Annotated in this window: 7 protein-coding genes and 1 pseudogene; 1 reads left to right on the top strand and 7 read right to left on the bottom strand. The window is 43.7% G+C overall.

Features of this window, described 5'->3' with window-relative positions:
* The 4 genes from OH459_RS27210 to OH459_RS27195 form a co-directional block, all read right to left on the bottom strand.
* The coding region (locus tag OH459_RS27210; protein WP_269989642.1) for a hypothetical protein at positions 1-973 on the bottom strand (973 nt) is incomplete at its 3' end.
* A complete protein-coding gene (locus tag OH459_RS27205; protein ID WP_050926483.1) occupies positions 942-1,487 on the bottom strand; it encodes a hypothetical protein in 546 nt (181 codons plus the stop codon). The genes OH459_RS27205 and OH459_RS27210, both read right to left, overlap by 32 nt.
* Positions 1,488-1,616: 129 nt before the next feature.
* Positions 1,617-3,716, bottom strand: a complete 2,100-nt coding sequence (gene traD / locus OH459_RS27200) for a type IV conjugative transfer system coupling protein TraD (RefSeq protein WP_050926484.1) — start codon at positions 3,714-3,716, stop codon at positions 1,617-1,619.
* A gap of 489 nt (positions 3,717-4,205) precedes the next feature.
* Entirely contained in the window at positions 4,206-4,817 is a 612-nt protein-coding gene (locus OH459_RS27195) for a hypothetical protein (protein WP_050926485.1), read from the bottom strand.
* Positions 4,818-5,694: 877 nt separating this feature from the next.
* Between OH459_RS27195 and OH459_RS27190 the strand changes: the two genes are divergently transcribed.
* Positions 5,695-5,847: a Hok/Gef family protein gene (locus OH459_RS27190; RefSeq protein WP_074052092.1), complete on the top strand. Its 153-nt coding sequence runs from the start codon at positions 5,695-5,697 to the stop codon at positions 5,845-5,847.
* 43 nt (positions 5,848-5,890) lie between these two features.
* Here the strand turns inward: OH459_RS27190 and OH459_RS27185 are convergent, their stop codons facing one another.
* The 3 genes and pseudogenes from OH459_RS27185 to OH459_RS27175 all read right to left on the bottom strand — a co-directional run.
* Positions 5,891-6,130, bottom strand: a complete 240-nt coding sequence (locus OH459_RS27185; protein WP_017819166.1) for a hypothetical protein — start codon at positions 6,128-6,130, stop codon at positions 5,891-5,893.
* A gap of 25 nt (positions 6,131-6,155) precedes the next feature.
* Complete coding sequence (locus OH459_RS27180; RefSeq protein ID WP_050926486.1) at positions 6,156-6,689, bottom strand: hypothetical protein; 534 nt, start codon at positions 6,687-6,689, stop codon at positions 6,156-6,158.
* 82 nt (positions 6,690-6,771) lie between these two features.
* Positions 6,772-7,972: pseudogene (locus OH459_RS27175) on the bottom strand (conjugal transfer mating-pair stabilization protein TraG); the annotation flags it as partial.

Raw genomic sequence — 7,972 nt, 5'->3', positions numbered from 1 at the left:
CAGCAACTTCAGCAACTTCAGCAACTTCAGCAACTTCAGCAACTTCAGCAACTTCAATGGTTTGGTAAACTTTTTTTATCCCTTGATCATTGAAAGGAAGATGCAGTTGTGGAAGGTATCGCAATGAAACAAACTCAAAATGTTCTACCTCAAATTCGTTGGCGCTTATTATTGGATTATGGATGACAAAAAAAATGTAAGGGTATTTCGTAGGATACTTGCCCACCTTTTTTTGTTTTATGTAATGCTCCTTTGCCTTTTGCAGTGAAGTGTTGCAATTAAGAAGGAATGCTTTTTTTTTCTGACCATTCCATTTTGATGTATTAATTTTTAATCGGTAGGGTATGCCATCATTTTTAGGCAAGAGTGTAAGAGTTATACACCCATTAGGATCTTCACGTGGTGTGTTGAATTTAAGTTTACTGTAGAAAATGTGTCCAGAGTTGTACTGTTTATTGTCGGTTATTAGCTGAAATGTTGCTTTATAGGTTTTCTTTGGGTGTTTTGGTAATTTTAGTGTTCTATTTTCGGCTTCCATTGTTTCATCTAAATAGTAATCAATAGCGGCATCAAGATAACGAGTGGCTTTTCCTTCTTTAGTACTGGGCGGTGGTGAAGTGGTTCTAGACTCCGTTTTATTTGACGTTCTTTGTCTTTTGATACCATGTCTTTGTTTATGTCGTTCCGGTTCTTTTAGTTCATCGATGTATGGACAAAAATCTTCCTTAGTTTTCCCCCCTGTACTTAGTGATTTCTGCTTTTTTATAGTGACAATACAATCAGGTGAATGCACTTTATATTTAAAATACGAAGCTGGTTTGTTTGTTTTTTTGTAAGAACTTGGAGTTGCAGGCATTAGACATTTGTCATCAGGACAAACGTAATCATTTGCTTGTATGTGCTCCTTACCTAGAGCTCTTAACGCACTACCATGTACGATTTCATTGCTGTTTTTTTCCAGAGCTACTGTCATTGGCTTGGTTTACTTCACTTATTCGAATGTTATTCATATTGTTCGAATAATACACAAAATCCGTTGGTGGCGTATCTGTTGCAGAACAAAAAACATTGAGACAGTGTTGTATTTTTTCTAATGACTCATCATGTCCAGCTAACGATGTGGGAGCTCTTACTGATAGTTCTTGGTGTGTGATTGTTAGGATTTCTTCTAGTGCATTGGGATCTATCTTGTCTTTAATACCAATATCGTCTAACGAACTAACAATTACGTTGAGCGCGAAAAAAACCATGCGATTTAATTCCCTGTAAGCCTCTGAATACAATAAAGTTGGATATATTTCTGTGACTTGCTTTGTCGCGATTTGATTGACTATTTCCCAGTACTGTTCATCGATGTTGCTACCACGAGTGAAATGCGCGGTTATGGTTTCCTCCCAGTATGGCATATCGATAAAATGGCGTTTTAATTCTTCCATACACCAGTTGACGTCTTGTTCAAATTGAGGGGTATCAATGTGTTTTTTCATTTTCTTTCCTTATGCAAGGCAAATTGCCGCTGGCAGCAAAGCTGAGCGGTGTGTAGTGGTTAAAATGAAATCAAAAGCCTTGCTGCAGCGAGGCTTTTGATTGTTGGGAGTAAAAGGGGAGAGCGTGTCTTATTCTGATATGCTGTCTATCTCAATGTCTTGAGAGATAGCTGCTTCTTCAAGTTCTTGCTGAGCTCGCTCTTGATAGTCACCATCGGATTTGAGTTTTTCTGCATCCTCAGTGGCGAGTTCTTTGACCGTATCACTTCGCTGCGCCTCTCTGATTTGGTCGGTTTCCAGCTTCATCTCTTCCGGCGTCTCAAACTGCTTGGCTTGCAGTTCGGTCAGGGCATTACGCTCTTCTTCACTGAGGAAGATACCCGGTGCGACACACTCACAGTAAATCGCTTCTTGGTATGCCTTCATCATGGCAGGTGATGGCGTGTAATTACGCTTGATAAAGGCTCCGCTGACATCTCGCATCTTATCGAAGTGCAAATCCAGTTGAGTGATAAAGCTACTTCCTGGGACGCGAAGGTAGCATTGCAAATCATCCATAGCTTGAATTTCACTACTCGACACGACAGGGCGAGTTACCGTCTGGTGACCAATTGATACCCCGTCACGCAGTGTATTGGCACCGTAGGAGATGTTTTCTCTCGATACATCGACTTCTTGCTCTCCCAAGTCTTTGGAGGAGATTTGCGCCATCTGCGCTGAGGGCGCGCGGAAGTAAAAGCGAGAGTTGAGCAAATCAAAGATGACGTCGGCAGTGTTCTTGCCATAGGTTTTCACTAGTTGCGCATAAGACTGCAGACCAATCACATAGCACCCACCAAACTTACGCACTTCGGCAATGATGCTGTCAAGCTCTGGCAATTTATGCAGGCTTGGCATTTCATCCATAATCACCCAGATACGGCGGTCATCATCTGGCTCTAACCCTAAAATGGCATTAGAGGCAATGGCAAGCCAAGTGGAAATTAATGGACGTAGGGAGGCGTGTTGCTGAGCGTTACTGGATAAGAATAAAAAGCCACGTTGTTTATCATCGAGTACCCAATCTGTAATAGAAAACGGTTTGCGCTTGAGCTCGCCCTTGTCGTCTTTTTCATCCAGTCCATCGAGAAAGCGCAGACTCTTAATGTAGGTAGCCAGAACGGATTTAATCGAGATGGCGGTTTTTTTGATGTCTTTGGAAACAAGGGAGGCCGATTCTGTACCTTGCAGGAAGTTGCCAAGTGTTTCGAGTTCAGAGGTGAGTATCAGGCTGAGCAGCCTTGCGGTCGAACATGGCTTATTATCTTGACTCATACGATAGGCGGCACTAGAGAAGATAGTGCGGGCGGAATCCACCCAAAACGGGTCACCTTCACCGTGTTGCGGGATAAGGGCATTGGCAATGTTCTCAAAGTCAGGGGCTTCCTTGGCATCGCACCATACATCCCAATTGGCGCAGCGTTCATCGAACGGGTTGAGTAAGATATCTTGGCTTGGGTCAAAGAACTTACTGGTGAAGGTACAACCTTTGTCATAAACAATCGCTTTGTCACCGCGCTTGCGTATCCAGCGCAGCAGTTTACGCAGCATCACGGATTTACCTGCCCCGGTCGTACCGTTAACAAGCACGTGCTGAACTTCAAACTCATGTTTAAACAAGGCAAGTCCATCGACTTTAAATTCAGAAATCTTCCCGTTGCCTACGCCTTGCTTTTTCAGCTTTTTAGCTCGCTGTTTTAAATCCTGAGTCAGCCTTTTAGGCTCAACATATTGAAAACCCCTTACGTGAAAATCTTCACTTTGCTTTTCGCCTTGGCGTCTGAAAAAAGCCATGGCGCCCATCAAGATAGCAAAGGCGATACCTAGGGCGATTAAGAAGTTGATTTGAGTCTGGCGTATGACGTTGTCGTAGAGAGTAATGAGCTGGGTGTTTTCTAATTGAGAGGCAAGGGTACCGACGTAGCGTTTGCCATTCCAGAAGGTGGTCACTTCACTATTGAGATCGTGTCCAAGGTTGGCGTAGATTTGGTTGCGCCAGTAATAAAACACAGACCAAAAGGCATTGTCAGGGGCTCGAAGCCAAGTGAGAAATCCGGTTAAGGCAATGACCGCCCAAATGGCAGCGTAGACCAAGGTATTGTTGACTTGAAAGAACATTCGAATGGAATGGAAGGTGATTTGTCCACCACGGGTAAAGTGGTTGCCCTTGGAGCGAGAAGGTCTAGGCATAGTAGTTTCCTGTAGCGAGTGAGCTGATTATGGTAATGGTTCAGTGAAAGAAAGCTGTCTTTCCGTAGTATGTGGAGAGTTTTAAATTAGGTAGCTGCTGGTAAGTTACTTTAGTGTCTATGGTTTGCTTGAAATCACATCAAAAGCTAAAAATCCGACAAAGCAAAAGACGATGGAGAAATCAATAATCATCAGGGTTTTGATATACGAGAGTGTTATTTTTTTGCTTAGTGTTTTCAGTATGTTGAAGTGACAAGGTTAAAAAAGAAAAAGTAATAAATGACAGGATTGGGTGTGTGAAGATAATGCTAATGTTCGACCCAATATGTAAGTTGTAGAAAAAACAAATTATGGATATCAGTAATAATGTTATTTCTATGATTTTGGCGTCCTTACATGTTGGTTTCGGTGAACTCCAAACTAAGGTAATGATTTTTAAAATCAATGTGAGTTGAAGTGTTAAACAAGTTAAAGTGAGTGGCTGTATTGTCATGATAATCCGCTCTTTAAACTGGATTGCAGGAGTGATTTGTTTTTTGCTGCCTCAAACACCGCTTGATAAGTCGCTTCAATGTCTTCAAGCGAAAGATAGGTAGAAGGGCCATTTCTTGAGCCCCATCGCGTTCTTGGTAGTGATTTCCATATCGTGTCGTCATCGATGCCGAGTTTTCGGTAGTGCTCAATTAATGCTACGTCGATGCACTCTCCTTTTTCATGACACTGGCTGCACCATGAAGTATCAGCAACCAAATAACCGTAGTGCTTGAATAATCCTGGTGCGCAGTTATCACACACTTGACAAGGAAAAGCTTGTTGCTCAGGGTGGTTCATCGCAGAGAAAAACGCAGCCGGCCCAAGATTAAAACCAGTCATTGGTGATAAGTGTGTTTTCAATAGTCGCTTGGCTTCTATACGGGAAAGGTTGAGCGGTTTGATGAGCGTTTTTAACTGATAGGCTTTACTTTTGTCTGCAAGCAAAGCTAAACGAATGTTTTGCTTGTGACATTCGGTTAAAAAGGTATGGAGTTGGTCATCTTGGTTTTTGGGGTATTGAAATAAGCGTCTTTTGATTGCAGATAGCGCTTTGAGAATGAGGTTCATTTGGTGTTCCTTTGAATTAGTGGTTACAGGGGCGAACGGTTGCGGTACGTTGAGAAGGCTCAATCAGGGAAACGAAGTCGAGTCCCGTTTGCTTGACTAAGCATCTTGAGAAGTTCACTTGTGTAAAAATACCCTCATTGTGAGAGTATTTTTATAGTCAAAGAGACAGGGGTGTGAGAATATTGCTGCGCCCTCCCCTGTAGGGCTGTTTGAAATTATTTATACCCACTATATTTTTAAGTTTTGTATTCCGCATTAAGCCAGCTCATTGTCGCTGGCTTTTTTTTCTGTCTTTTGGAAAAGAAATTGAGTAAAGTGTGTAGTGCTTAACGACCCTTAATGATGGAGCGCTAAAAGCCATGGTGATTCACCTAAGGGCTCGTTAAGCGAGAATAGCGTAAAATTTTTTTTGCCAGCGCCTGTCGCTGGCTTTTTTTATGGTTGGACGTATTTACTGGAATTGTATTGCAATATTTAGTAATTTACTTAGGCTGCCTGGTTTCCACAGGAACAAGAACGTAATGCTTGATAAGGTTACTGTGGGTTGTAAAAGGTGAAGGGAACATTTTTGCAGCTAAGCAGCGCCTAACGCATAAAAATGAAATAAATAGACATCTTCCAACCAGCACTGGGCTCTCTCGCGTGCTGGTTTTTTTTGCTTGAAATAAAACTAGAGTGAGAACGGAAAAGGCTTTAGAATCGCGCTGGGTGCTTTTGGTGTTCGACCAAAAGCAGTTCGAAAGATTTGCTGGCGGTAGAAAATCAAAAACCCCGAATGAACTGTAAATTCAAACGAGGTTTTAGAGATGTTCCTAAGCAAAACAGATCTTAGCCTCTATCTCGATTTATTTCAATGCAAAATTGAAGGAGGCAAGTTATGCCAAAAAGTACGATTGCATTTGCAAGCCTAGTAGTGGTGAGTCTCACCCTGCTTTGTTCTCTCTGGATAGTTCGGCACTCACTTTGTGATGTGCATTACTTGGATGAGAGAGTGGACTTTCAGGTAACCCTTGCCTACGAATCAAGATAGTTGCTGGACGGGAGGGGATGAGACAGGAACTTCCCCTCCTGATCTAGTATTGTAAGGGCACATCATAAGCACCCATATCATCAGATGCCATTTCCAATTCAATCGATATGACCTTTTCAAGCGGTAAGCCCGTAATGGTCACCACTAAATCAATCGGCAGCCACGTTTTGAGCATGTTAGCCGCAACTTCTTTCTGAAAGGCAGTCGTGTAAAGGTAGCGCGCCTGCACCAATTGCTGGCTATCTTCATCGAGACTGAGCAGATCAAGCCAATCTATTTGCATCTTGTGACCTTTGCTTTTAATGAGGTTAATATTTCCAGCCGTTAAATTGTAGTGACTTTGGAATAGGGCTGTAGCAAGGGTATTCGGTTTGGAGACCGTAATTGATAACGGTTGAAATGCTAACACCAAATGCAGCAGCGTAGTTGCTGCGTCTAAAACCTTCTGGATCGATTTTGGCAGTTTTATCTAGTACCTTCCAAATAAGATCTACAAAAAACTCAGGGTGACGGTCTGGATCAAGCGTCATGGTGTCACGCATGCAGAACCAAAGTCCTCCCCCTGTTTCTTTTTGGTTATAGGCGTTGTCAAAATAAGCGGTTTGTAATCCTAACAAGTAACCTTGTAGGCGCATCGATTCAACCGTATCCGTCTCATCAATGTGTTGTAAAAAGTACGGCAGCTTGGTGACGTTAGCCATCTCTTTCTTATCGATGCTCATTAGGGTAGGGCTATTGTATTGCTCGTGTATCTCGCTCAGCAGTTGAGTGAGCTCAGGAGAGTGGGTTTGAGCTTGCGTGCTCGCGCAGGTAAGCAGCAGTAATGGCAGAATTTTTTTCATGGTAACGCTCCTTCTAGATACCTGATCATAATACCAGTATTTAGGTGGTGCATAAAGTCCTTTTTATGAACCATGATCAATACTATTTGTTTGGGTTTTGGGTGTATCTTGGCGTAGCAGGGTACGCTCGATCGGAAGTGACGTATTCTGTCCTTTCCGGTCTGGTCACCTTTGCTTCTACCTGTGATTTGACCGTGAGCTCAATGATAGGCTCAGGCTGCTTTATCGATTGCTGAGCTTGACTCTGTTGATGCTTCACATTGTCCGTTACCCCATCAAAACGATCTTGATTAAACAGTCCGCCTGTGCCCTTGTTGTGTAGGACGTCGGTGCGTGTTTGCGCGACCGTGTCTTGCGTATCATTCCATGCCTGAGTCATGTTCGCATTTTGCTCTGGTTTTAGCTGGGGTTGTCCTGTTGGTGTGCTGGCTTGATGCTCTTGGTTCATCCTACCCACAATGCGCGCCGTATCTCCGTCTAGTCCTGCCATTTGAGCAAAGGCTTCGGTGCGAGTGAATTTTTGCCAGCGTTCTTTAGCTTCTGCAATATCTTCTGGTTTGTGGGCGGTCATGATGCTTTGAACTTGTGGTTGTTTGAGTCTTATCTCGTTTTCCAAGTAGTTCTGGAATGCACCGTTTGCATTGGCAGTAAAGCTGCCGCCACCTGATTCCAAACGGGTTAGGGTGTTCGATAAGGCATTTAAGTCTGACTGGCTTTGCATCACGCTGGCACCCAGAGACTTGGTGTTGCTGGCGTTAATCGCAAAATCATGCGCAAACTGTTCAACCGACGTGCGTGTGTCTTTATTATCCACTTGGGTGCCCGCTGTCGTCACCGCATTTGCCCCTTCGGTGTATTGCTTGGTCGCTTGCTCAAGCTGCTGCTTTTGCTCACTACTCATGTTGCTGTAGGCGGTGCGCTCTTCATCTGACCATTTCACGCCAGCGTTGGCACTGCCGCCCAATGGTCCAAGTTTGCCTCCTACGCTGACGTCCACACCTGCATAAGCGCTTTGCAAGTAAGCTTGCGATTGGTCTTTCGTCCAGCCCGTTTGCTTACTGACATTGTCAATGGCGCTTTGCATGTTGCTCATGCCCTGACTGACTTGGGTATTAAAGCCGCTAGAGCTGCCTTCACCATAAGAGAGGTTTTTACCCACGCTGTCATGCCAGCGGTCGCTTAGCGATGCGCCAGCCTGAATACTTTGTCCCAATTGGGTGCTTTGTTGTGTCAGGTTTTGCTCAGTTTGAGTTCGGGCATTAGCAACGCTTTCTTGCAGCATG

It is taken from the genome of Vibrio sp. MM46 (genome assembly GCF_027587135.1).
Classification (GTDB): Bacteria; Pseudomonadota; Gammaproteobacteria; order Enterobacterales; family Vibrionaceae; genus Vibrio; species Vibrio harveyi.
Note: the sequence above shows the minus strand (reverse complement) of the source record. Positions and strands in the feature narration are given on the sequence as shown.